This is a genomic window from Streptomyces sp. NPDC050433, assembly GCF_044458565.1.
Lineage (GTDB): Bacteria > Actinomycetota > Actinomycetes > Streptomycetales > Streptomycetaceae > Streptomyces.
The window spans coordinates 226631-246812 of the sequence record NZ_JBITIB010000010.1; the positions used below are offsets into that span (position 1 = coordinate 226631).

The following is a 20182-nucleotide window of genomic DNA, read 5'->3' on the forward strand; positions in this document are numbered from 1 at the left end:
CCCCGGCGCGCATCGCACTCGGTCAGCGCACTGGCGTACCCCCAGCCGCGCCGTCTCCCGCGAGCCGACGGCGCCGCGTACTCCCCACGTCCGCGCACCGGTGCGATGCTGGAAGTCTCCTGCCGGAAGGAGTGCGCCGTGCTGCGCATCGCCGTCGTCGGATCAGGTCCCAGCGGGGTCTACACCGCCCAGGCCCTCGTCCAGCAGCCGCTGGTCCCCGGCATCCTGGTGGATGTCCTGGACCGCCTCCCCTGCCCGTACGGACTGGTGCGGTACGGCGTCGCACCCGACCACGAGAAGATCAAGTCGCTGCAGAACACGCTGCGTTCGGTGCTTGAGCACGAACGTGTGCGGTTCCTGGGCAACGTGGAGATCGGCACCCGCGGCCTCACACCCGAACGGCTGCTGGGGCTCTACCACGCGGTCGTGTACTGCGTCGGCGCCGCCCGCGACCGCCGGCTCGGCATCCCCGGCGAGGAGCTGGCGGGCAGCCACTCGGCGACCGACTTCGTCTCCTGGTACAGCGCGCACCCCGATGCCGCGCCCGCCGAGTTCGGGCTCGGCACGCGTTCGGTCGTGGTGATCGGCGTGGGCAATGTCGCCGTCGACGTGGCGCGTGTCCTGGCGCGTGGCGCGGAGGACCTGCGGCCGACGGATGTGCCGCACCCGGCGCTCGGCGCGCTCGCGGGGAGCGCGGTCCGGGACGTGCACATGGTGGGCAGGCGCGGCCCGTCGCAGGCGAAGTTCACGACGAAGGAGCTGCGTGAACTGGGCGCGCTGCCCTCGGCGGAGGTACGGGTGGAGCCCGCCGACCTGGCGCTCGATCCGGCGTACGCCCCGGCCACACCGACGGCGGCCCCACTCGCCGCCGTCAACCGGCGCAACGTCGACGTCGTACGCGGCTGGGCAGACCAGCCCCATCGGGACCGGGCACGCCGCATCCACCTGCGGTTCTTCCTGCGCCCTGTGGAACTGCTGGGCGCCGAAGGGCGGGTGACGGCGGTACGGTTCGAACGCACCGCCCCGGACAAGAGCGGCGGCGTGCGGGGCACGGGGACGTACGAGGAGATCGAGGCCGGGCTCGTCCTGCGGGCGGTCGGCTACCGGGGGGTGCCGATCGCGGGGCTGCCCTTCGACGAGACGACGGGCACGGTGCCACATCAGGCGGGCCGGGTGCTGCGACAGGGCGTGGCGTCGCCGGGCGAGTATGCGGCGGGCTGGATCAAGCGCGGCCCGACGGGCGTGATCGGCACCAATCGCGCCTGCGCGAAGGAGACGGTCGTCTCGCTCATCGCGGACGTGCCGCGGCTGGCGGCACGCCGGATCACGGCGGACCCGCTCGACGCACTGCGGGCGGCCGGGCACCACCCGGTCGAGTGGCCGGGCTGGCTGGCGATCGAGGACGCGGAGGTGGCGCTGGGGGCATCGCTGGGACGGCGGTCGGTGAAGATCCCGGACTGGGATGGCCTGCTGGCGGCGGCACGCGGGGAGCGGGGGTAGTCCGGTACCTGGGGGGGTGCCTTGTCGATCTTGCCGGGCTCGCGGCCCCCGGCAACGCGCCCTGATCCGGCCTGATCCGAAAGACAGGCCCTGGGCCGCGTCTGAACACCTCCCGCCGGGCGCGTGACGCCCGGCACGCTCCCTCGGTGCGTTGGCACCGTTCTCGACGGTGCCAACGTACGTCAACTACGAGAGCGGTCCCCCATCCTGCGGGCGCACGGCGCATGTGTCAGGCACGGCCCGGCCGACCGGTCGGATCCGGGATGCTAGGATGCCTTGCCTTCCACGCCTCCTCCGGCACGGATTCCGATCCGCTCCAGGGAGGCTTTTTTCATGCCCGGACGCCCCTTTCCGGAGTCGGCTCGCGTCCGGCAGGCCGAGGCATCCCGAAACACCCGACCGTCCTTCCCTCCCAGAGGAGACCCATGTCCGACACCCGTACGCGTCCCCCGACAGCCGCCGGCACCTGGAAGCTCGGTGATCTGACCGTCAACCGGGTCGGGTTCGGTGCGATGCGGCTGACCGGTGGCGTGCCCTTCGCCGCCGGCGGCGGGGCCGGAGGCGGCTCCGGCGACCGCGAGCGGTCCCTCGCCGTGCTCCGGCGCGCAGTCGAACTCGGCGTGAACCACATCGACACCGCCGCCTTCTACTTCTCCCCGACACGCTCTGCCAACGAGCTGATCAACCGGGCGCTCGCGCCGTACCCCGACGACCTGCTCATCACCACCAAGGTGTGGCCGGCCCGGGACCCTGCGGGCGCGTTTTGGTGGGCCGAGCCGGAGCAGTTGCGTGGTCAGGTCGAGGAGAACCTGCGCCAGCTCGGCCGTGACCATCTCGATGTGGTGAATCTGCGTCTCCCACCGAGCCGTGCGACCGGCTCGCTCGCCGAGCACTTCGGTGTGCTGGCGGATCTTCGTCAAGCCGGGCTCATCCGCCATCTCGGCATCTCCAACGTGACCTCCGCGCATCTGGCCGAAGCCCGGTCCATCGCGCCCGTCGTCTGTGTGCAGAACGCCTACAGCGTCGACGCGCCCGGCGCGGAGCAGGAGTTCCTGCGGGAGTGCGGTGAACTGGGCATCGCCTTCGTACCGTTCTACGCGATCGCCGGCGCCCGGCGCGAGGAGGGCGCGGGCGCCGCCGAGGACGAGGCGGTGCGCGCCGTGGCCCGCGCGCACGGCGCGTCGCCCGCGCAGATCCGGCTCGCCTGGACGCTGGAGCAGGGCCCGCACGTACTGGCCATCCCCGGCACCGGCGATCCGGACCACCTCGTCGAGAACGTGGCGGCGGGCGCGATCCGTCTCACGGACGAGGAGATCGCGCGGCTCGGGTCGGTCCGCCGGACCGGCGAGTAGCCGGGCCGCTGTCAGTGGGTGGGTGCAGACTGGCCGGAGTCTGGGACAACGGCGTCTTCGGAGGTATGCACCATGACCGACGTACTACTCACCGTGGGCACACGAAAGGGACTCTTCATCGGCCGCAGGCGCGCCGGGCGGTGGGAGCTCGACGGACCGCATTTCAACGCGCAGGCGGTCTACTCGATCGGGATCGACACCCGCCGCCCCGTGCCGCGCCTGCTGGTCGGCGGCGACAGCGCGCACTGGGGCCCGTCCGTGTTCCACTCCGACGATCTCGGCGTGAGCTGGACCGAGCCCGGCGTGCCGGCCGTGAAGTTCCCGAAGGACACCGGTGCGTCGCTGGAGCGGGTCTGGCAGCTGCATCCGGCGGGCCGCGCCGCGCCGGACGTCGTGTACGCGGGCTCCGAACCGGCCGGGCTGTTCCGGTCCGCCGACCGGGGCGAGACGTTCGAGCTGGTCCGGCCTCTGTGGGAGCACCCGACGCGTTCGCAGTGGGTGCCCGGCGGTGGCGGCGAGGCGGTCCACACGGTGGTGACCGACCCCAGGGACGCGGACGCGGTCACGGTCGCGGTGTCGACGGCGGGAGTGTTCCGCTCCCGTGACGGCGGCGCGAGCTGGGCGCCCTCCAACCATGGGGTGTCGGCGGTCTTCCTGCCTGATCCCAACCCCGAGTTCGGCCAGTGCGTCCACAAGATCGCGCAGGACGCGGTCGATCCGGACCGGCTCTACCTCCAGAACCACTGGGGCGTGTTCCGCAGCGACGACGCGGGGGCCAACTGGACGGACATCGGCGCCGGCCTGCCGTCCGACTTCGGCTTCGCCGTCGCGGCCCATCCGCACCGGGGGGACGTGGCGTACGTGTTCCCGATCCAGGCCGACTCCGACCGGGTCCCCGCCGGCCGGCGCTGCCGGATCTACCGTACGGCCGACGCGGGCGAGACGTGGGAGCCCCTGAGCACGGGCCTGCCCGACGGGGACCACTTCGGGACGGTGCTGCGCGACGCGCTGTGCACGGACGACGCGGACCCGGCCGGTGTCTACTTCGGCAACCGCAACGGGGAGGTGTACGCGAGCGCGGACGACGGCGACACCTGGCAGCAGCTCGCCTCGCACCTTCCCGATGTGCTGTGCGTGCGGGCGGCGGTCCTCGGCTGACGTGCCGGTCGCTGTTTCGTTGATCGCGAAGACCGACGGCGCATTAGAGTGACGCCCCGTGGCACGTGAACTCAAAGAAATCGTCGAGTCCGGATGGGCCGACGCCCTCGCCCCGGTGGCCCAACGCATCACCGCGATGGGCGACTTCCTCCGCGCGGAGATCGCAGCGGGTCGCACCTATCTGCCCGCCGGGCCGAATGTGCTGCGCGCCTTTCAGCAGCCGTTCGACGAGGTGCGCGTCCTGATCGTCGGGCAGGATCCGTATCCCACTCCGGGGCACGCGGTGGGGCTGAGCTTCTCCGTCGCGCCCGAGGTGCGGCCGGTACCGGGCAGTCTGGACAACATCTTCCGGGAGATGCACGCGGACATCGGCGCGCCCCGGCCGTCCAACGGAGATCTGACGCCGTGGACCCGGCAGGGTGTCCTCCTGCTCAACAGGGCGCTCACCACCGCTCCCCGTAAACCGGCGGCGCACCGGGGCAAGGGCTGGGAAGAGGTCACCGAACAGGCCATCCGGGCCCTGGTGGCGCGGAACAAGCCGCTGGTGTCCATCCTGTGGGGCCGTGACGCCCGCAATCTGCGCCCCCTTCTCGGCCAACTGCCCGCGATCGAGTCGTCGCACCCCTCCCCCATGTCGGCGGACCGGGGCTTCTTCGGCTCGCGTCCGTTCAGCCGGGCCAACGAACTCCTCGTCCAGCAGGGCGCGCAGCCGGTCGACTGGCCGCTGCCGTGAGCCGGGTGCTCGGCGTCGACTCGGGCGGGTCCGGTCTGAGGATCGCCCTCGGGTCGACGGACGGCGACACGGGCGTCCGGACGATCGGCACCGCCGTGTCGACCGAGCCGGTCCGTACGGGCCCTTCGGGGATCGATCCGGACCATTTGCTGGAGCAGTTGCTGCCCGCCGTGCGGACGCTGCTCGCTCGGGAAGGCACGGACCCCGACGCGGGCACGGAGCCACCGCTGGCCGTCGCGATCGGCGCCGCCGGTATGACGACGCTCGGCGACGGGCTCCGCGCCGAACTGCCTGCGGCGCTGGAAAGCGCCCTGGGGGTAACGCGGTTGGCGCTGGCCGCCGACGCCGTCACCGCGTACGCGGGGGCGCTCGGCCAGCGTCCGGGCGCCGTGGTGGCCGCCGGTACGGGCATGATCGCGCTCGGCACCGATCTGACGGACTGGCGGCGCGCGGACGGCTGGGGGCAGTTGCTCGGCGACTGCGGCGGCGGTGCCTGGATCGGCCGGGCGGGGCTGGAGTCGGCGATGCGCGCGTACGACGGGCGGCGTGGTGGTTCGGCCGCACTTCTGTCCCGGATGGAAGCCGTGTTCGGCCCCGCGCCGGGGATGCCGGGGCTCATCTATCCGCGTACGGACCGGCCCGCCGTGCTCGCCTCCTTCGCCCCCGAGGTGGCCCGCTGCGCGGCGCACGACCCGGTCGCCGCGGAGATCGTCAACGAGGCGGCGCGGCATATCGCGGACGCGGCCGTGGCGGTGTGTCCGCGGAGCGAGGGGTGCGAAGTCGCCCTGACGGGTGGGTTGTTCAAGATGGGCGACCCGCTGCTCGCACCCCTGCGGGCGGAGTTGGCCGACCGGCTGCCGCTGGCCACGACGGTGCCGGCGGAGGGCGATCCGCTGGCGGGGGCGTTGCGGATCGCCGCGGCCCTCGCGACCGGTTCGCTTCGACTGCCGTGCGACGGGCGACTGTTGTCCGTTCCGACAGAGCGGGGCGAATAAGCAGTAAGCAGCATATCGAAAAAATATGGACAGATGACGCGCGACCGGACCCTCCCCGAACAGCCGACCCCACAAAACCAGTAGCATTCGGCGCCATGAGCTCCCCCACTGGGCCGGCACCCGGCCTGCCTGTACGAATGCCCCGACCTCGACAGTCGGGGCGGCACCGTCGACCCGAACCCGTGGCGGCGCCCGAGGGCGCGCCCACGCTGGTGCTGGCCATGCCCGGCATCCCGAGCGCCGGGGTGCGGAGCCTCGGCGAAGAGGTCGTCAGCATCGCGCGTTCCGAGCTGCCGGGCCTGGATGCCCGGATCGGCTATCTGGACGGCGACGACGACGAGTACCCCGCGCTGGGCACGGTCCTGGCCCAGAACGCCGAACAGCGTTTCGCGCGCTACGAGCTGGCGAAGGCGGCCGGCCGTGAGGTCAGCGAGCCCGAGGGCATCTCGGCCGTTGTCGTGCCGCTGCTCGCGGGTCCCGACAATTCCCTGGTCAGGCGCATACGCCAGGCGGTTGTCGACAGCAAGGCCGTGGCGGAGATGACCGAGGTCCTCGGCCCGCACCCGCTGCTCGCCGAGGCGGTACATGTGCGCCTGTCGGAGGCCGGGCTCGCCCGCGCCGACCGGGCGCGGCTGTTCACGGTGGCCACAGCCGCCGACGGCATCATCCTCGCCACGGTGGGCGGCGAGGAGGCCGTCCAGGCCGCGGGGATCACCGGGATGCTGCTGGCCGCGCGTCTCGCCGTGCCGGTGATGGCGGCGGCGCTCGACGACGAGGGCGCGGTCGCGGCCGTCGCCGAGCAGCTGCGCGAGTCCGGTTCGACGCAGCTGGCGCTTGCCCCGTATCTGATCGGGCCCGAACTGCCCGAGGGCCTGCTCGACATCGCGCTCAAGGAGGCCGACTGCGCCACGTCCGAGGCGCTGGGCGCGTACCCGGCGGTCGGCAAGCTGGTGCTGTCGCAGTACACGAGCGCGCTGGGCATCTCCGCGCAGACGCAGCAGACGCCGGCGCGCTGACCTCCGGGTGGCCTCGGCCCCGCCCGGTGGCCGGTGCCTCTCGATCGCCGGACGGCCTGATCTGCCGGCCCCGTCCGGCGGTTGGCGATCTGCGCTGCCCGGCGGTCGCGTCAGCCGAAGATCACGCATGAGGCGCCGGGCGCCTCGAACGAGCCCGCGCGGGACGGGACTCCGGTCACGGGATCGAGGTCGAACCAGGTCACGTCGCCGGAGTGCTCGTTCGACACGTAGAGCCTGCGGCCCGCCGGGTCCAGTGTGAGATCGCGCGGCCAGCGTCCGCCACAGTCCACCGTGGTGACCAGGACGGCCTTCTCGCGCGTCTCGTCGAGCCTCAGGACGGCGATGCTGTCGTGCCCGCGTACGGCGGCCCAGAGGTACCCGCCGTCGCGTGAGACGACGATCTCGGAGGCGTAGCTCGCCGCTTCGACACCGTCCGGGAGGACGGGCGCCTCGCCGACCGGCTCCAGCGTGCCCTTGTCGGCGTCCCAGCGGCAGATGGTGAGGGTCGTCTCCAGTTCGTTGAGTACGTAGGCGTGGGTGCCCGCCGGGTGGAAGGCGAGGTGGCGCGGTCCCGTGCCGGGACGCAGCGCGGTCTCGGCGTGCGCGGTGATGTCGCCGCTGTCGGCGTCGATCGTGCTGGTGCGTACGGAGTCGGTGCCCAGGTCGACGGCGAGCAGCCACCGGCCGCTCGGGTCGGGCAGCACCTGGTGGGCGTGCGGGCCCTCCTGCCGGTCGGGGTGCGGTCCGTTGCCCTCGTGCTGGAGCATCCCGGCGGCGGAGCCGAGGCTGCCGTCGGCGAGGACGGGCAGGACGGTGACGCTGCCGGAGCCGTAGTTGGCGGTGACCAGATGCCCGGCGGCGAGGGCGAGATGGGTGGGGCCCGACCCGCAGACCGGCACCGGCTCGCCCATCAGACGCGGCGCCGAGGTGCGGCCCGACGCGCGGGGCGTGACCTCGAAGGCGCCGGCCGCGCCTTCCTCCCCCTCGGAGACGGCGTAGAGCACCGATCCGTCGGCCGCGAGGGCCAGGTAGGAGGGGTCGGCGAGGGCGTCGGTCGCGCCGAGTTCCGTCAGTGCCCCGGTGTCCGCGTCGACGGTGGCGGCGATGATGCCGCGACCGCCGGCCGAGGTGAACGACCCGATATAGACCCGCCTGTCGCCCGGCCTGTCGCTCGTGTCGCCCACTGTCCGTCCCCTTGTCGTTCGTTCGATGGCTGCCCGACAGACGGTAGCAGGCGGTCTAGACCAACCGGTCGCGTCGGGTGCTCCGCCTCAACTACCCATCGCAGCGGCCGGTTCACCCTTTCGGATGGGCCGGAAGCACAACTCCGCTCAGACGGCGTGCCCGGGGAGCGCGACGCCGGTCAGGCGTTCGGCCTCCGCCCACAGACGGGAGTTGACCTCGGCGTCGAGCGCCCTGCTGGTCGTACGCGCGGTGGTGGTGGGGCCGACGAGGCCGAAGCGTCCGCCGGGGCCGTAGTAGCCGGCGGCGACCGCGTCGGGGCTGGTCGCGGCGTACAGCAGAGGTTCGGTGCCCTGCTCGACCTCCTGCGAGGGCAGGAAGTCGAGTTTGGTGGACAGGCGTGTGAGGGTCGTCCTGCCGGTGCCGAGGCTCGCGCCCGCCGTCTGGAGGTTGGTGCGGGTGTAGCCGGGGTGCGCGCCGGTGCTCAGCAGGTGCCAGCCGCGCTCGGCGGAGATACGGGCGAGCTCCCTGGTCAGGATGAGGTCGGCGAGCTTGGACTGCGCGTAGGAGCGGTTCGCGCTGTACCTCCGGGTCTTCCACTGGAGGTCGGCGAAGGCGATCCTGCCGTAGTTGGCCACGCCGCTGCTCATGGTGGCCACGCGCGGGGACTCGGCGGCGAGCAGCAGCGGGAGGAGCCGTACGGTCAGGGCGAACGGGCCGAGGAAGTTGCTGCCCATCTGGAGCTCGAAGCCGTCGGTCGTCTCGATCCGGGAGGGCGGGGCCATCACTCCGGCGTTGTTGACCAGCAGGTCGATCGGGGTGCCGTCGGCGATGAGCCCGTCGGCGAACTCCTGGACGGAGGCCAGGTCGGCCAGGTCGACGCGGCGCACGTCGAGGGTGGAGTGCGGATGCCGGGCCAGGATCTCGTCGCGGGCCTGTTCGCCCTTCGCGACCGTACGGACGGCCATCACGACGCGTGCGCCGGCGTCGGCGAGACGGCGGACGGCCTCCTTGCCGGTGCCGCTGTTGGCGCCGGTGACGACGGCGTACTTACCGGTCTGATCAGGGACGGTGTACATGACGACTCCTTCGGGTGCGGTGGTCGGCGGACATGGGGGAGATAGAAGACCACCGGTCTCTTCTCCTTCCGAAGCTAGCAGACCATCGGTCCGATAACAACAGACCGCAGGTCTGTAGACTCGTGCCATGGCACACACGTTCAAGCGCGCCCGCAGCGAGGAGCAGCGCGCCCAGCGCCGACAGGCGATCCTCGACACGGCGGCGTCGATGCTGACCGAGATGCCGGTCGCCCAGGTGAGCCTCAACGAGCTGAGCCGGCGCGTCGGGCTGGCGAAGTCGAACGTCCTTCGCTACTTCGAGTCCCGCGAGGCCGTACTCCTCGAACTGCTCGACATCGCCTGCCAGGAGTGGCAGGAGTATCTGGAAGGCGCGCTCGCCTCGGGCGTCGACGCCGACGCGCCGCTGCCCGAGCGCGGTGACCAGGTGGCCGATGTGCTCGCCGCGTCGCTGGCGGACCGCCCCGTCCTGTGCGACCTCATGAGCGCGCAGGCGGCGGTCCTGGAGCGCAACGTCTCACCGGCCGTCGCGGCGGAGTACAAGCGCACGGCGATCGTGAACGTCGGCGCGCTGGCCGCGCTGGTACGCGGCCACGTACCCGAGCTGCGCGAGGAGGACGCGCCGAAGTTCGCCGCCGTCTGCGTCATGTCGACGGGGGCGGTCTGGACCCACGCCCAGCCGTCGGCCGCGATGCTCGCGGTCTACGAGGCCGATCCGGCGCTGGCGGCCATGCGGATCGACTTCACGACGACGCTGCGGGAAGTGCTGGAGGTCGTGCTGTCGGGCCTGCTGGCACGCGCCTCGCACTGACCCGCGCGTCACGCCTAGAACGGGCCCGACGATCCGATCTCGTACTGCGTGATCTCCATGCTCAGCATGACCGGGGACGGCTGTGACTCCCGCGCTGTACGGGCCAGATGGGCCGCCAGATGCTCCCGTGATTCCCACCGCTCGTACACGTTGACGCGTCCGGATCGACGTAACCCCTGCCCGCGACGATCAGCATGCCGCGCCTCCGTGGTGTTCGGGGGTGCTGCGTGAGCCGTGCCTGGACCCGTCGGATTCTGCCGCGTGGCGGGTCGGTGGCGTACGGCGGGGCCGCCGTCGCGGGTGCGGAGCGGTGGCAGGGAACCGTCGGGGGGCCGGATTCGTCGTTGCGGGTTGGGAGGCGACATATGAGCGACGCAGGACAATCACCCGAGGTCACGGCCGGGGCGCGGGAGCTTCACGAGCGCGGGGTGGCGGCACAGCGCGAGGGAAGGGCGCTGGACGCCGAGGACCTTTTCCGGCAGGCGTACGAGGCGGGCCACGCGGGCGCGGCGCACGCTCTCGGCATGAGCCTGGCGACCTGGCGGGATCTCGACGGGGCGCGGGAGTGGTGGCGGCGCGCGGCCGACGCCGGAGTCACCGAGGCCGCGTTCAAGCTCGCTCTCGACGCGGAGGAGGAAGGCGACGACCCGGAGGAGGCCGAGCGCTGGTACCGGCAGGCTGCGGCGGACGAGCACCGGGACGCGCTGCTCAATCTCGGGAAGCTGCTGGAGGGCCGGGACGAGGACGAGTCGATGAGCTTGTATCTGCGGGCCTCGGAGCTGGGGTCGGACAAGGCCGCGTTCAACATCGGCCTGCTGTACGACAACAGGGGCGAGCTGACGGCCGCCGAGCCCTGGTACAGCAAGGCGGCGGAGCGCGGCAACCCGTCCGGCGCGTTCAACCTGGGGCATGTACGGCTGGATCTCGGGAATGTGGACGGAGCCCTGGAGGCGTGGCGGCACGCGGCGGATCTCCAGCACCAGAACGCGGCGCACAGCGTGGGGATCATCCTCGCGCGGGGCGGTGACGAGGACGGCGCGGCCGAGTGGTTCCGCCGGGCGGCGTGGGAGTTCGCCGATCCGCGAGGGGCCCGGAGGCTCGCCACGCACTACGAGGCCCGCGGCGATACCGCCGAGGCGACCCGGTGGACCACCCTGGCCGAGCGGCTGTCGGCACCGCCGGTCGAGGTGGTCGGGATGAGCTGGCGCCCGGACGCCTGATCCGGAAGCCTGACCGGGGTCGGACTCCCCCGGTCGGCGGGGCACCCTCGCGCGAGTGGCCGGTGGGGTTGGCATGCTGGGGGCATGACCACCGCGCGTGCCCCCTTCGTCGTCTTCGATCTCGACGGCACCCTCGTGGACAGCGAGCCGAACTACTACGAAGCCGGTCGGCGACTGCTCGCCCGGCACGGTGTGCCCGACTTCAGCTGGGAGCATCACACCCGGTACATCGGCATCAGCACCCGCGAGACGCTGGAGGGGCTGCGCGCGGAGTACGGAATCGCGGCGCCGGTCGACGAACTGCTCGTCCTGAAGGACCGCCTCTATCTGGAGCTGGCGCGTGCCTCGACCGAGGTCTTTCCGGAGATGCGGAAGTTCGTGGAGCTGCTGTACGCGCAGGGGGTGCCGATGGCGGTGGCGTCCGGCTCGTCACGTACCGCCATAGAGACCGTCCTCGGCGGCACGGGCCTGGACCCGTACTTCACCCTCTTCGTCTCCGCCGAGGAGGTCCCGCACGGCAAGCCCGAGCCCGATGTCTTCCTGGAGGCCGCGCGGCGTCTCGGCGCCGACCCGGCGGACTGTGTGGTGCTGGAGGACGCGGCGCCCGGCGCGGCGGCGGCGCGCGCCGCAGGGATGCGGTGTGTCGCCGTCCCGTACGTGCCGGAGACAGCCGACGATCCGGCCTTCCGCGGGGCGGAGTTGCTGTTCGCCCGCGGTCAGAGCGAGTTCACGGCGGGGGCGGCGTACGCCTGGCTGACCGGGACGGAGTAGGAGCGGGAGCGCGAGCGGGAGCGCGGTGCGGCGGCGACGCCGGCGATCGGCGGCCTGGTGGGCTTCTACCCCGCCGTACGCGCCGCCCGCCTCCCGCCGCCGATGCCGCGTCCGGTCAGTCGAGCGGCTGAGGCCATTCGTTGGCGGGCAGCAGCTCACGCAGACTGGGGGACGTGTTCCGGCCCAGGACCACCTCCGCGTCGATGTTGGCGGGCTCGATCTGCCGGACGAACTCCCGGCACCGGCCGCACGGCGGCAGCACGTGCAGAGCGCCTTCCTCGTTCCGCCACACGGCGACGATCTTGACGATCCGGTACTCACGGGCCGTCACCATGGCGGCGATCGCTGCGTGCTCGGCGCAGAATCCCGTCCCCGAACCGGTGTCGATGCACACACCGGAGTAGAGGGCTCCTGAGTCGGTGACGAGGGTGGCCGCCACATCCCCGAAGAGCCGGTCCCCCACCCGGTGCGGGTGGAGCAACGCCTGGGCGTTGTCGATGAGTTCACTGTTCGAAGGCATGTTCACCCGGAGAACGCTACTGCGTGACACCCTCGCCGTTCCGGGTCAGATACGCGCCCAGGGCGCCGAGCCATTCGCCGGTGCCGTGCTCGCGCCACTCCGGCTTCTCGTGTCCGTCGAGGAAGCTGCCCTGCTCGGTGAGGATCAGCCGGGTGCCTTCGCCGTCGGGCTCGAACTCCACGGTGGTGAGCGAGGCGGTCGCCAGGGTCTTCCCGCCGTGCAGTGTGGAGCCGTACACGAGCCGCCCGTCCGGGACGATGTCGTGGTAGACGGAGGCGAATGTCATGGCGGTGCCGTCGGGGGCCGTGCCACGGGTGACCTCCCGGCCGCCGACCCGGAAGTCGAGTTCGTACGGGTGCTCCGCGTCGGCGAACCAACTGCCTTTCGCCTTCGGGTCGGACCAGGCGGCGAAGACGCGGGCCGGCGGTGCGGCGTAGAGGCGTTCGATGGTGAACGTCGCGTGGGTGACGGTGTGGTCGGTGACGGCCCGGTCGGTCCCGGTGTAGTCGGTCATGATGCGCTCCCTTGCTCTGCCGGTCCTTGATCTGTCGGCGGTTGTTCCGGCTCGTGGCCGCACACATGGCCGCTCCCCCGGACGCCCGCGCGCTCACCCAGGTGCTCCCCGAGCCGGTCCAGGCGGCGCTCCCAGTCGGTGCGCTGCCGCCCGATCCAGCCCTCGGCCATCCGCAGCCCGGCGGGTTCGATGTGACAGGTGCGGACCCGGCCCACCTTCTCGGACCGGACCAGGCCGCATGCTTCGAGCACCTGGAGGTGCTGCATCACGGCGGGCAGCGACATCTCCAGAGGCTGCGCGAGCGTGCTGACCGAGAGCGGGCCACGGATCAGCCGTTCGACCATGTCCCGTCGGGTCCGGTCCGCCAGCGCCTGGAACACCGCGTCCAACGAGCCTTCATAGTTAGGCACGTACTTAACTATTACAGCCGGGAGCCCAACAGTCAAGTGACCGCTTAAGTATCAGCCGGTGCCGTCGGCCGCGGCGCGCAGAGCGGCGAGGTCGATCTTCTTCATGCCGAGCATGGCCTTCATGGCCCGCTGGCCGCGCTCCGGGTCGGGATCGTTCAGCATGTCCTTCATGCCGGTGGGAGCGACCTGCCAGGACAGTCCGTACTTGTCCTTCAGCCAGCCGCAGGGCCCCTCCTCGCCGCCCTCGGAGAGCTTGTACCAGTAGTGGTCGATCTCGTCCTGGTCGGCGCACTCGACCATGAACGAGACGGCCTCGTCGAAGGTGAACTGCGGACCGCCGTTGAGCCCCAGGAACGACCGGCCGTCCAGCTCGAACTCGACCGTCAGCACCGTGCCGGCCGGTCCGGGACCGGCCTCACCGTAGAGGGTGATGCCCGTGATCCTGGAGTTCGGGAAGATTCCGACATAGAACTCGGCGGCCTGCTCGGCCTGGCCGTCGAACCAGAGATTGGGGGTGATCCTCGGCATGGCTGTCTCCCGGTGTCGTCGCGGTTCGGCGCCGCTTCTTCGTCTTCTCTTTCTCTTCTGACTGTCCCACCGGCCGAAACTCAGCGCAGAAGTAGCCGCTGAGGCGGGTAGCCGCCTCAGATGTGGCCACCTCAGCCCTTCGTCGCCCCCTGGGGCAGCCCGGTCACAAGACCGCGCTGGAACAGCAGGCACTGGTTCCAGGACCACATGAAGACGAGCACCCCGAGGGTCATGAGCGACGGACGGGCCAGCGGCAGCGGCACGCGCAGCAGGATCGTGCCGGACGAGGCTCCGTCGATACGCGCGGCCTCCACCAGCGACGGCGGCGTGGCGCGGAAGTGGGTGCGCATCCGGAACACGCCGAACGGCATGAACAGCGCGATCTGCCGTCGTCGGCGACCACTCGCCGGTGTGCCGCTGCCACTTCACCCAGTACGCCTTTCCGTTCGGGCACGGCGTCCGTGTCCGGGTCCGGTGGGAGGAATCCGTTGGCCGCGGCGATGGAGGCGGCTTGGGGCGACGCCAGGTAGTCGAGCAACGCCCCGGCCGCTTCCGGGTGTTCGGTACGAGAGGAGATGGAGCACGCGGCGCTGAAGCCGGACGCCACGGACCGCGCGGACGCGTCGGGACCGGGCTTGGGGGAGAAACCGACGTTCTCCCCCATGGCGCCCACGAGTTGGCCCGCCGCCCAGTTCCCGTTGACCAGGAAGACGCTCTCGTCGCGGGTTAGCCGGCCCTCGAACTGCTTGAGCGTGCGCGGTGGGCGACTGATGCCCGCCGTCGCGGCCAGTTCCCGCCGCGCTGGGCGAGAGCGTCCATCCCCACCGCGTACTGCGCGATGTCGGGCGCGGTGTCCGAGGCCATCGTGAGCTTGAGGCTCTTCACGTAGTCCGCGAACTGCGTGCACTCCGGCCGTACATCGATCCGCGGGTGCTTCTCCTCGAAGGCGGCGAGCAGGACGGCCAGGCAAACGACGCGAGTGCCTCGGCGCGCCGCGCCTCGTTCGATGGCCGCCATGGGTGCCTCTCCGGTGGGGTCGGGGCGAGGGACGCCGGGTGCGGGACGCGCCGGCAAGCGTCCCGCACCCGGGCGGCCCCGGACGAGCGGAGATTCAGTCAGCCGGACAGCCACACACACCCGTACAGCGGTACAGGCGGTCGGCTCAGCCGACCGCGAGAGAGATCTCCGTCGACTTGATCAGCGCGGTGACGCCGGTACCGGGGGTGAGCCCCAGCTCCTCCACGGCCTCCCTGGTGATCACGGCGGTCAGCTCGGCGTCGTCCACGGCCACCTTGACGTTCGCCAGGTTCGGGCCGAGGACGATCTCCATCAGGGTGCCGGCCAGCCGGTTGCGGATGCTCAGGCCCTCGATCGACCCGGTGGCCAGGGAGACCTCGGTGGCCTTGGCGAGCACCCGCACCGCGGCGCCCTCCTCGATGCCTAGCTCCTGGACCGCCTCCAGGGTGATGGCGGCGGTGACGTCCTGCCCACCCGACAGATGGACCCCAACCGTGGCCATGACCTCCCCGGGGGTGACGGTGGTTACGGTGCCGGGGAGCTGGTTGCGAATGCTCAGCTGCATATGAGGTTCGGCCTCTCGCTGGTGGCGGGCGTGGAGCGGACAGGAGCGAGGCCATTCAAAAGGATGAGCAAAGGCCAGCCACCCATTGACGCCAGTATCTGGCAATTTGCTCGAATTTAGGATTGGTAAGGCTCAGCTAACTTAGGCTCGCCTCATTCCGGGGCAGCGACGAACACTGTCCTCAGCCGCTGGAGCCCTCATGCCCTCCTTCCGTCTCTCCTTGGTCACCGCCCTCGCGGCGGTCGCCGCCCTCACCACCGTCACGGCGTGCGCCGAGAAGATCGACGCCGGTGGCGGCGGGGCGATAGAGGTCACGGCCACCGACACCTCCTGCGAGGTGTCGAAGAAGGAGTTCCCGGCCGGCCATCTTCAACTGGCGGTGGAGAACAAGGGCTCGAAGGTCACCGAGGTCTACGTCCTGTTCCCCGACGACCGGATCGTCACCGAGCGCGAGAACATCGGTGCGGGCACCAAGGCGAACATCACCGCGGAGATCAAGGCCGGCGACTACGAGATCGCCTGCAAGCCGGGCATGAAGGGCAAGGGCATCCGGCAGCAGGTCAAGGCCACCGGCGGCGGGAAGACGGCGCAGCGCGATCCCGAGCTGGACGCCGCGGTCGCCGCGTACCGCCAGTACACGCTGGAGCAGGCGGAGGAAACCCTGCCGAAGGCGAAGGTGTTCGCCCACGCCGTGAAGTCCGGTGACATCGAGGCCGCGAAGCGGGCGTACGCGGACTCCCGCATCGGCTGGGAGCGCACCGAGCCGGTGGCGGAGTCCTTCGGCGACGTCGACCCGAAGGTCGACCTGCGCGCGGACGGCCTCGAAGAGGGCCAGGACCCCGAGACGGACTGGACCGGCTGGCACCGGCTGGAGAAGTCTCTGTGGGAGGACAAGAAGATCACCCCGCGCGACAAGGAACTCGCCGATCTGCTGATCACGGATCTGACCGCCTGGCAGAAGAAGGTCGGTACGGCGGAGATCACCCCGACGTCCATGGCGAACGGTGCCAAGGAACTGCTGGACGAGGTCGCCACCGGCAAGGTCACCGGCGAGGAGGAGCGGTACAGCCATACCGACCTGGTCGACTTCAAGGCCAACGTCGAGGGCGCCGAGAAGTCGTACGCGCTGCTGAAGCCGGTGGCGTCGAAGAACGACGCGGCGCTGACCTCCGAGCTCGACACGCAGTTCGCCGCGTTGAACACGTTGCTCGACAAGTACCGTGAGGGCAAGACGAGTTACGTGTTCACGTCGTACGACAAGGTCGGCAAGGCGGAGCGCAAGGAGCTGTCCGACGCGGTGAACGCGCTGGCCGAGCCGCTGTCGAAGCTCGCCGCCGCGGTCGTGAAGTAGCGGCGCCGACATGACAGACGAAACAGACACCGACGAAGCGATGGACGCGACCCCCGGAGACCGAGCGCCGTCCCGGCGTTCGGTGATCGGCTGGGGCGGTGCGGGGCTCGCACTCGGCGCCGCCGTAGCCGGCGGTACGGCCGTCGCGCTGCGCGGCCCGGACGGGACGGAGTCCGCCGGGTCGGCGGGCGCGGCCGTCCCGTTCCACGGCGCGCACCAGGCCGGGATCGCCACGGCCGTCCCCGACCGGCTGCACTTCGCGGCCTTCGACGTAACCGCCAAGGGTCGGGCCGAGCTGATCCAGCTCCTCAAGGACTGGACGGCGGCTGCCGCGTTGATGACCGAGGGACGCGCGGTCGGCGAGGGGGCGTTCGGCGGACTGCCGGAGGCGCCGCCGGACGACACGGGTGAGGCGGTCGGCCTCAAGCCGTCCCGGCTGACGCTGACCATCGGCTTCGGGCCGTCCCTGTTCACGGGGGAGGGTGACCGTTTCGAACTGGCGGGCCGCAGGCCCGAAGCCCTCGTGGACCTCCCGAAGTTCCCCGGTGACAATCTCGACCCGGCGCGCAGCGGCGGCGATCTGTGTGTGCAGGCGTGCGCCGACGATCCGCAGGTCGCGGTGCACGCCATCCGTAACCTGGCCCGGATCGGCTTCGGCCGGGTCGCGATCCGCTGGTCTCAGCTCGGCTTCGGCAAGACGTCGTCCACGACACCCGAGGCGCAGACGCCGCGCAATCTCTTCGGTTTCAAGGACGGCACCCGCAATGTCGCGGGCACCGACACGGCGGCGCTCGACCGGCATGTGTGGGTGTCCGGCGAGGCCGGGCCCGGCTGGATGGCCGGCGGTTCCTATCTCGTGGCCCGCCGGATCGCGATGCGGATCGAGACCTGGGACCGTACCTCCCTGAAGGAGCAGGAGGACGTCTTCGGCCGGGACAAGGGCGAGGGCGCGGCGGTCGGCAAGGCCAAGGAGCACGACGAGCCGTTCCTCAAGTCGATGCTGCCGACGTCACACGTACGGCTCGCGCACCCCGACTCCAACGGTGGGGCGCGGATGCTGCGGCGCGGCTACTCCTACACCGACGGTACGGACGGACTCGGCCGCCTCGACGCGGGCCTGTTCTTCCTCGCGTACCAGCACGACGTGCGGGAGGCGTTCATCCCCGTACAGCGGAGTCTGTCGCGGGCCGACGCGCTCAACGAGTACATCCAGCACGTGGGTTCGGCGGTCTTCGCCGTACCCCCGGGCGTCCGGGACAAGGACGACTGGTGGGGACGGGAGCTGTTCTCGTGACCGGCACTCTCGTGACCCGCACTCCCGTGACCGGCACAGTGACATCGGCGGAAGGACGGCCGGCATGTTCGGCAACTATCTGATCGGGCTGCGCGAGGGGCTGGAGGCCAGCCTGGTCGTCTGCATCCTCGTGGCGTATCTGGTCAAGACCGACCGCCGCGACGCGCTGCGGCCCGTGTGGTTCGGTCTCGGTATCGCCGTCGCCGTCTCGCTGGCTTTCGGCGCCGCGCTCGAATTCGGCTCCCAGGAGCTGACGTTCGAGGCACAGGAGCTGCTCGGCGGTTCGCTGTCGGTCATCTCCGTGGGCCTGGTGACCTGGATGATCTTCTGGATGCGGCGTACCGCACGGCATCTCAAGAGTGAGCTGCACGGCAGGCTCGACGCGGCGCTGCAGATGGGAACGGGGGCCCTGGTCGCGACCGCGCTGCTGGCCGTGGGCCGGGAAGGGCTGGAGACGGCGCTGTTCGTGTGGGCGTCGGTGCGGGCCGGCGGGGAGGGCAGGTCGGGGCCGCTGATCGGGGTGCTGCTGGGGATCGCCACGGCGCTCGTGCTGGGCTGGCTGTTCTACCGGGGCGCACTGAAGATCAATCTGGCGAGGTTCTTCCGGTGGACCGGCTCGATGCTGGTGATCGTGGCGGCGGGCGTTCTCGCCTACGGCGTGCACGACCTCCAGGAGGCGCGCTTCGTCGGCGGGCTGCGGAACAAGGCGTTCGACATCACCAGCACGGTCCCGCCGGACAGTTGGTACGGCACCCTGCTGAAGGGCGTTTTCAACTTCCAGCCCGATCCGACCGTCGCGCAGGTGACGGTGTGGGCGCTGTATCTGATTCCGACGATGCTCTTCTTCCTCGCGCCGCAGCGCGGAAAGCCGACCGGGCGGCCCGCGCCGGTGGCGCCCCCGAAGGCCGACCCGGAGCCGGCCCCCGAAGACGCCGTTGTCCGGCCCCCGGGGAGCGAAGGAACAGTCAGCCCTCGATGATCGAGTAGCCGATGATCACGCCCGCCGAGACGCTGACCTTGCCGGGGGTCAGGTCGCCGTCGCCCCCGTCCCCACCACCGCTGCTGTGGCTGCGGTAGGTGTTGCGCATCTGCTCGGAGTCCACGTCCTTGATATGGATGACCTGACCGAGTCGGACATCGGCGGCCTCCGCGTACAGGTCCGCCTTCTCCCGCGCGGCGGCCACGGCTGCCGTGCGGGCCCGTGCGCGCAGTTCCTTCTTCGCCCGCACGTCGAACTCGACACCGTCGACCTGGTTCGCCCCGGCTTCCACGACGTCGACGAGCGCGGTCTCCAGTATGTCGAGTTCACGCAGCTCGATCACGAACGAGGCGGTGCACTCGTAGCCGCGGAACTTGCGCTCGTTGCCGTAGGTCCAGAGGGACTTCAGGTCGAGACGGGACGTCGACACGGCGGTGTCAAGGATGCCGTGGCCGCGCAGCACCTCCCGGATCCGGTTGACCCCGCCCCTGGTCACCTCGAAGGCCTCGCCCGGCTGCTGCCGGGTCTGCGCTATCGCCACCCGGAGCCGGGCCAGGTCCGGCGCGGCGTCCACACTCGCCGCGCCGAACACCGATATGCCCCAAGGGGCGTCTATGGACTGAGTACCGTTCATGCCGCTCATCCAACCAGGGCGGGGATCGGCCCGACGCCCGTTCACCAGCTCTCAGGGGACCAGCTCAGGATTCGAGCCAGCCGTGCGAGCGCGCCAGCTCGATCACCGACGTGCGCACCCGCTTGATCTGATCACCCGTCAGAGACCCGTCCGCCTGGAGCAGCGCCTCGGTCAGCTCGTTCCGCAACTCGGCCGGGGACAGTACGTCCGAGTAGTCGCCGTGCGGATCCACCGGTCCGTTGCCCGACGTGCTCCGGTTCGGCGACGGCGCGTTCACCAGTCTGATCTGTGATGCCTTGGGGCCCTTGTCCCCCATCTCCAGGAAGTACTCGACCTCACTGCCCGCCTTGTACTGGTACTTGTCGTCCAGCAAATCGTTGGCGTGCATGAACACGTCCTCGTCCCCTTCACTGGGAACGATGAACCCGTACCCGCGAACCTCGTCGAACCTCAGCACTCGACCTACGTGCAACACAACCACTACCTCCACGGCCTACCGCTACCTCGGCTACCTCAACGGGATCCACAGCGGACCCCCCGGACAACCTCTCATATC

General features: G+C 70.9%; 23 protein-coding genes. 12 read left to right on the top strand and 11 right to left on the bottom strand.

Annotated elements, in window-relative coordinates; genetic code table 11:
- The first annotated feature begins 138 nt into the window (after positions 1 to 138).
- The 6 genes from ACIBLA_RS15085 (at position 139) to ACIBLA_RS15110 (ending at position 6754) form a co-directional block, all read left to right on the top strand.
- Positions 139 to 1500 (top strand): FAD-dependent oxidoreductase, encoded by a 1362-nt coding sequence (locus ACIBLA_RS15085; RefSeq protein WP_399198830.1) that lies wholly within the window; start codon positions 139 to 141, stop codon positions 1498 to 1500.
- A gap of 425 nt (positions 1501 to 1925) precedes the next feature.
- Positions 1926 to 2852 (top strand): aldo/keto reductase, encoded by a 927-nt coding sequence (locus ACIBLA_RS15090; RefSeq protein WP_399198831.1) that lies wholly within the window; start codon positions 1926 to 1928, stop codon positions 2850 to 2852.
- Positions 2853 to 2924: 72 nt separating this feature from the next.
- Positions 2925 to 4010, top strand: coding sequence for a WD40/YVTN/BNR-like repeat-containing protein (locus ACIBLA_RS15095; RefSeq protein ID WP_399198832.1), 1086 nt, complete (start codon positions 2925 to 2927; stop codon positions 4008 to 4010).
- Between the two features lie 58 nt (positions 4011 to 4068).
- Positions 4069 to 4743, top strand: a complete 675-nt coding sequence (locus ACIBLA_RS15100; RefSeq protein WP_363242051.1) for a uracil-DNA glycosylase — start codon at positions 4069 to 4071, stop codon at positions 4741 to 4743.
- Positions 4740 to 5738: a BadF/BadG/BcrA/BcrD ATPase family protein gene (locus ACIBLA_RS15105; RefSeq protein ID WP_363242050.1), complete on the top strand. Its 999-nt coding sequence runs from the start codon at positions 4740 to 4742 to the stop codon at positions 5736 to 5738. The genes ACIBLA_RS15100 and ACIBLA_RS15105 overlap by 4 nt, the downstream gene beginning before the upstream one ends.
- A 95-nt stretch (positions 5739 to 5833) precedes the next feature.
- Positions 5834 to 6754, top strand: coding sequence for a hypothetical protein (locus tag ACIBLA_RS15110; RefSeq protein WP_363242049.1), 921 nt, complete (start codon positions 5834 to 5836; stop codon positions 6752 to 6754).
- 110 nt (positions 6755 to 6864) lie between these two features.
- Here the strand turns inward: ACIBLA_RS15110 and ACIBLA_RS15115 are convergent, their stop codons facing one another.
- Together ACIBLA_RS15115 and ACIBLA_RS15120 are read right to left on the bottom strand one after the other, a co-directional pair.
- Complete coding sequence (locus ACIBLA_RS15115; protein WP_399198833.1) at positions 6865 to 7938, bottom strand: lactonase family protein; 1074 nt, start codon at positions 7936 to 7938, stop codon at positions 6865 to 6867.
- Positions 7939 to 8085: 147 nt separating this feature from the next.
- A complete protein-coding gene (locus ACIBLA_RS15120; protein WP_399198834.1) occupies positions 8086 to 9015 on the bottom strand; it encodes an SDR family oxidoreductase in 930 nt (309 codons plus the stop codon).
- Between the two features lie 127 nt (positions 9016 to 9142).
- Here ACIBLA_RS15120 and ACIBLA_RS15125 point away from each other — a divergent pair, with 127 nt between their 5' ends.
- From ACIBLA_RS15125 to ACIBLA_RS15135, 3 genes are all read left to right on the top strand, one after another.
- Positions 9143 to 9823 (top strand): TetR family transcriptional regulator, encoded by a 681-nt coding sequence (locus ACIBLA_RS15125; RefSeq protein WP_363242046.1) that lies wholly within the window; start codon positions 9143 to 9145, stop codon positions 9821 to 9823.
- A 365-nt stretch (positions 9824 to 10188) separates the two neighbouring features.
- Positions 10189 to 11043 (top strand): tetratricopeptide repeat protein, encoded by an 855-nt coding sequence (locus ACIBLA_RS15130; RefSeq protein ID WP_399198835.1) that lies wholly within the window; start codon positions 10189 to 10191, stop codon positions 11041 to 11043.
- Between the two features lie 84 nt (positions 11044 to 11127).
- On the top strand, positions 11128 to 11814 hold the full coding sequence (locus ACIBLA_RS15135) for an HAD family phosphatase (RefSeq protein ID WP_363242044.1): 687 nt from the start codon (positions 11128 to 11130) through the stop codon (positions 11812 to 11814).
- Between the two features lie 115 nt (positions 11815 to 11929).
- Here the strand turns inward: ACIBLA_RS15135 and ACIBLA_RS15140 are convergent, their stop codons facing one another.
- From ACIBLA_RS15140 to ACIBLA_RS15170, 7 genes are all read right to left on the bottom strand, one after another.
- Positions 11930 to 12334, bottom strand: coding sequence for a cytidine deaminase family protein (locus ACIBLA_RS15140; protein ID WP_399198836.1), 405 nt, complete (start codon positions 12332 to 12334; stop codon positions 11930 to 11932).
- A gap of 16 nt (positions 12335 to 12350) precedes the next feature.
- Complete coding sequence (locus tag ACIBLA_RS15145; protein WP_363242042.1) at positions 12351 to 12848, bottom strand: SRPBCC family protein; 498 nt, start codon at positions 12846 to 12848, stop codon at positions 12351 to 12353.
- Positions 12845 to 13258 (bottom strand): metalloregulator ArsR/SmtB family transcription factor, encoded by a 414-nt coding sequence (locus ACIBLA_RS15150; RefSeq protein WP_363242041.1) that lies wholly within the window; start codon positions 13256 to 13258, stop codon positions 12845 to 12847. The genes ACIBLA_RS15145 and ACIBLA_RS15150 overlap by 4 nt, the downstream gene beginning before the upstream one ends.
- A 51-nt stretch (positions 13259 to 13309) precedes the next feature.
- A complete protein-coding gene (locus ACIBLA_RS15155; RefSeq protein ID WP_363242040.1) occupies positions 13310 to 13786 on the bottom strand; it encodes a VOC family protein in 477 nt (158 codons plus the stop codon).
- A 131-nt stretch (positions 13787 to 13917) separates the two neighbouring features.
- The gene (locus tag ACIBLA_RS15160) at positions 13918 to 14157 is read right to left on the bottom strand and encodes an ABC transporter permease subunit (RefSeq protein ID WP_363242039.1); all 240 of its coding nucleotides are present in this window, start codon (positions 14155 to 14157) and stop codon (positions 13918 to 13920) included.
- Positions 14158 to 14512: 355 nt separating this feature from the next.
- Positions 14513 to 14803: a hypothetical protein gene (locus ACIBLA_RS15165; RefSeq protein WP_399198837.1), complete on the bottom strand. Its 291-nt coding sequence runs from the start codon at positions 14801 to 14803 to the stop codon at positions 14513 to 14515.
- Positions 14804 to 14948: 145 nt separating this feature from the next.
- Positions 14949 to 15368, bottom strand: a complete 420-nt coding sequence (locus ACIBLA_RS15170) for a molybdopterin-binding protein (protein WP_399198838.1) — start codon at positions 15366 to 15368, stop codon at positions 14949 to 14951.
- Positions 15369 to 15567: 199 nt separating this feature from the next.
- Here ACIBLA_RS15170 and efeO point away from each other — a divergent pair, with 199 nt between their 5' ends.
- The 3 genes from efeO to efeU all read left to right on the top strand — a co-directional run bounded on the left by efeO (position 15568) and on the right by efeU (position 18992).
- Complete coding sequence (gene efeO, locus ACIBLA_RS15175; protein WP_363242037.1) at positions 15568 to 16719, top strand: iron uptake system protein EfeO; 1152 nt, start codon at positions 15568 to 15570, stop codon at positions 16717 to 16719.
- Between the two features lie 10 nt (positions 16720 to 16729).
- Positions 16730 to 18013 (top strand): iron uptake transporter deferrochelatase/peroxidase subunit, encoded by a 1284-nt coding sequence (gene efeB, locus ACIBLA_RS15180; protein WP_399198839.1) that lies wholly within the window; start codon positions 16730 to 16732, stop codon positions 18011 to 18013.
- A 64-nt stretch (positions 18014 to 18077) separates the two neighbouring features.
- On the top strand, positions 18078 to 18992 hold the full coding sequence (gene efeU, locus ACIBLA_RS15185) for an iron uptake transporter permease EfeU (protein WP_399198840.1): 915 nt from the start codon (positions 18078 to 18080) through the stop codon (positions 18990 to 18992).
- On the opposite strand, the gene ACIBLA_RS15190 is transcribed toward efeU, so the two are convergent.
- Complete coding sequence (locus ACIBLA_RS15190) at positions 18979 to 19626, bottom strand: SIMPL domain-containing protein (RefSeq protein ID WP_363242033.1); 648 nt, start codon at positions 19624 to 19626, stop codon at positions 18979 to 18981. The genes efeU and ACIBLA_RS15190 overlap by 14 nt on opposite strands.
- A gap of 64 nt (positions 19627 to 19690) precedes the next feature.
- Positions 19691 to 20101, bottom strand: a complete 411-nt coding sequence (locus ACIBLA_RS15195) for a cold shock domain-containing protein (protein WP_363242032.1) — start codon at positions 20099 to 20101, stop codon at positions 19691 to 19693.
- Between the last annotated feature and the right edge of the window lie 81 nt (positions 20102 to 20182).

Bases quoted from the DNA above. Each gene is read 5' to 3' on its own strand.
- ACIBLA_RS15090 (WP_399198831.1), top strand. From the start codon at position 1,926: ATGTCCGACACCCGTACGCGTCCCCCGACAGCCGCCGGCACCTGGAAG.
- ACIBLA_RS15095 (WP_399198832.1), top strand. From the start codon at position 2,925: ATGACCGACGTACTACTCACCGTGGGCACACGAAAGGGACTCTTCATC.
- ACIBLA_RS15110 (WP_363242049.1), top strand. From the start codon at position 5,834: ATGAGCTCCCCCACTGGGCCGGCACCCGGCCTGCCTGTACGAATGCCC.
- ACIBLA_RS15120 (WP_399198834.1), bottom strand. From the start codon at position 9,015: ATGTACACCGTCCCTGATCAGACCGGTAAGTACGCCGTCGTCACCGGC.
- ACIBLA_RS15125 (WP_363242046.1), top strand. From the start codon at position 9,143: ATGGCACACACGTTCAAGCGCGCCCGCAGCGAGGAGCAGCGCGCCCAG.
- ACIBLA_RS15130 (WP_399198835.1), top strand. From the start codon at position 10,189: ATGAGCGACGCAGGACAATCACCCGAGGTCACGGCCGGGGCGCGGGAG.
- ACIBLA_RS15135 (WP_363242044.1), top strand. From the start codon at position 11,128: ATGACCACCGCGCGTGCCCCCTTCGTCGTCTTCGATCTCGACGGCACC.
- ACIBLA_RS15140 (WP_399198836.1), bottom strand. From the start codon at position 12,334: ATGCCTTCGAACAGTGAACTCATCGACAACGCCCAGGCGTTGCTCCAC.
- ACIBLA_RS15145 (WP_363242042.1), bottom strand. From the start codon at position 12,848: ATGACCGACTACACCGGGACCGACCGGGCCGTCACCGACCACACCGTC.
- ACIBLA_RS15155 (WP_363242040.1), bottom strand. From the start codon at position 13,786: ATGCCGAGGATCACCCCCAATCTCTGGTTCGACGGCCAGGCCGAGCAG.
- ACIBLA_RS15160 (WP_363242039.1), bottom strand. From the start codon at position 14,157: ATGCCGTTCGGCGTGTTCCGGATGCGCACCCACTTCCGCGCCACGCCG.
- ACIBLA_RS15165 (WP_399198837.1), bottom strand. From the start codon at position 14,803: ATGGCGGCCATCGAACGAGGCGCGGCGCGCCGAGGCACTCGCGTCGTT.
- ACIBLA_RS15170 (WP_399198838.1), bottom strand. From the start codon at position 15,368: ATGCAGCTGAGCATTCGCAACCAGCTCCCCGGCACCGTAACCACCGTC.
- efeO (WP_363242037.1), top strand. From the start codon at position 15,568: ATGCCCTCCTTCCGTCTCTCCTTGGTCACCGCCCTCGCGGCGGTCGCC.
- efeB (WP_399198839.1), top strand. From the start codon at position 16,730: ATGACAGACGAAACAGACACCGACGAAGCGATGGACGCGACCCCCGGA.
- efeU (WP_399198840.1), top strand. From the start codon at position 18,078: ATGTTCGGCAACTATCTGATCGGGCTGCGCGAGGGGCTGGAGGCCAGC.
- ACIBLA_RS15190 (WP_363242033.1), bottom strand. From the start codon at position 19,626: ATGAACGGTACTCAGTCCATAGACGCCCCTTGGGGCATATCGGTGTTC.